The following is a 2,123-nucleotide window of genomic DNA, read 5'->3' on the forward strand; positions in this document are numbered from 1 at the left end:
CTTTTGCTGGCTGGTGTTTGGGATAGCAGTCATTTTTTATTTATTGATCTATATCTCTTTAAGTGAGAATCAGGATGTTTAGGCCGAGGACATGTATTCAATGAATACAGGCTTCGGCCTATTTTTTTACATGTAGAGTGTCAGGAGTTAGTGTTGTCCTCCCCGTGCACATCGTAAAGTACGCGTACAAGCAGATCCTGACTGAAATTCCCGAATCTTTTGCCAAAAATAGTGAGCCCACCTTTGTTTTCCGATTGATCGGTTACGGATAAACGGAGTGTAATGTCGCTTTTATAGTTAAGGTTAATATCGTCTATTGTGACTTCGGATATGCGGCACCCGTCAATGAAGCTGCCATGCTGATTGATGCGAATTAATTTGAGCATACCATATTGATTCAAATGCGGTGGCCACCAATCTGGATTCAGAACCCCCGGCACTTCTCCAAATTCTCCGGCGCTGGTCCAGTGCCCAATAGGGATACCGTTAATATGAAAACAAATGTCAGAGGGATATTCCTCACAATAGCAGGGTGCTTCTGAGCCCAGTTCTGCGGAGAATTGAATTTCCTTAAAGGATTGATTCGCTTTCAGATAGTTGGGGATGCGGTATTCCAAAAAACCTTCGGCCATCCAGATCATTTCCGACTCCAGCCGCCCGGGATCTGCAAAATAGCGTGGATCATCAAAATCACCGATTATGCTGTCTCGGGTCACCAATCCACAAGTGGGGGACGCTTGGTAGTTACTATAATGACCTACGCGAATCTCAACCTCATACACATTTTTTTGTTCTCTGCTGCGCAAATCTACCATCAGCTTATCCTTGTTCAAATAACACATTTTTCGGGTACCGTGCTTGCCGCTCACGGTATTGATCTCCACAAGGCCGCATTCTTCCAACTTTCGAATATGCATTGTAATGGTACCGTTGCTCAAATTAAGTTTGTTTGCAATGTCATTCATACTTTGGCCCTGATAAGCAAGTAGCTCGAGAATTTGAATGCGGATTTCGGAACCCAGTGCTTTAAAAATATCTAACCCTGACATTAAGTTCTTAATATAAATCATAGCTATAGACCATCCTTATCTATAAAAATTGTGATGTAAGCGCTTATATTTTTTACTTTGATTTATGTTAAAATAAAATCAAAAAGAAGTAAACTGCTTTTTTGTAAATTTTTTTTACTAAATAAAGAGGGGAGTGATTAGGCTCCAAATTAGAGATGATTTCATAAATAAATCGTATTTAAGTTTTATTACTAGTTTTTTAGATGAAAATTAACTTAAATACGATTTAATTTTGCTTTTCATGTTACTCTAATCTATGTTTTATAATTATTTAAAAAGATTGAAAAATACATTGACGAACTGAGGAAGCGCATGCTATATTTTGTTTGTAAACGAATTCATTATTGATAAAGTAAAATGTTAATTATATGGTACATGAGAGGGATGATAATCACAGCGGCAATCAACAACGGGTTGTGTACCGCACAGTTAAAGATTAGGCCGAGTGGTATGAAGTTATTTTAACACCAAATGTATGCGGTTTCATTTAAATTTAGGAGGGGTCGCGTTGATAAAGAAAAAAGGTTTTGCAATAGCAATGGTTGTTCTGTTGTTAATGATGGCTGCATTGACTGGTTGTGGCGGGGGAAGTTCCAGTAGTGATGGAAGCAAGGAACTGACATTCATGTTCCGTGGTGGAACAGATGAGCAAAAGGCTTATAAGGAAGTAATTAAGAAATTTGAAGCGGAACATCCTGGCGTAAAGGTTAAAATGGTCGTGACAGCAGCGGACCGATATGCTACAAAGCTTAGAGCTGCGATCACAGGAAATAATCTTCCAGATGTTTTTTATTTTAACCCTGGAGATGTGAAAGCTTATGTAAACAGTGGGGTACTGAAGAACCTCACCCCTTACATTGAGAAGAATAAGGATATAAACCTAGATAACATTTGGAAATACGGTGTGGATTTATATCGCTATGACGGTAAAATGGCCGGTCAAGGAGATATTTACGGTATGCCGAAGGACTTGGGTCCATTCGCACTTGGCTACAACAAAACGATGTTCGAAAAAGCGGGCGTGCCTTTGCCTGATAAAGACAAACCGTATAC

The 2,123-nt window shown here is 39.3% G+C and carries 2 protein-coding genes; one reads left to right on the plus strand and one right to left on the minus strand.

The genetic code is table 11. From position 1 onward, the window contains the following. Positions 1-140: 140 nt before the first annotated feature. Positions 141-1,070, minus strand: coding sequence for an ArsR/SmtB family transcription factor (locus tag GRP75_RS25100; RefSeq protein WP_160790684.1), 930 nt, complete (start codon positions 1,068-1,070; stop codon positions 141-143). Positions 1,071-1,578: 508 nt separating this feature from the next. Between GRP75_RS25100 and GRP75_RS25105 the strand changes: the two genes are divergently transcribed. Beyond that, a partial coding sequence (locus tag GRP75_RS25105) for an ABC transporter substrate-binding protein (protein WP_160790685.1) occupies positions 1,579-2,123 on the plus strand: 545 nt, incomplete at its 3' end.

The organism is Paenibacillus sp. OT2-17 (genome assembly GCF_009827695.1).
Taxonomy (GTDB): Bacteria; Bacillota; Bacilli; order Paenibacillales; family Paenibacillaceae; genus Paenibacillus; species Paenibacillus polymyxa_B.

Coding starts and splice junctions, on each gene's coding strand:
- GRP75_RS25100 (WP_160790684.1), bottom strand. CDS start 1,070: ATGATTTATATTAAGAACTTAATGTCAGGGTTAGATATTTTTAAAGCA.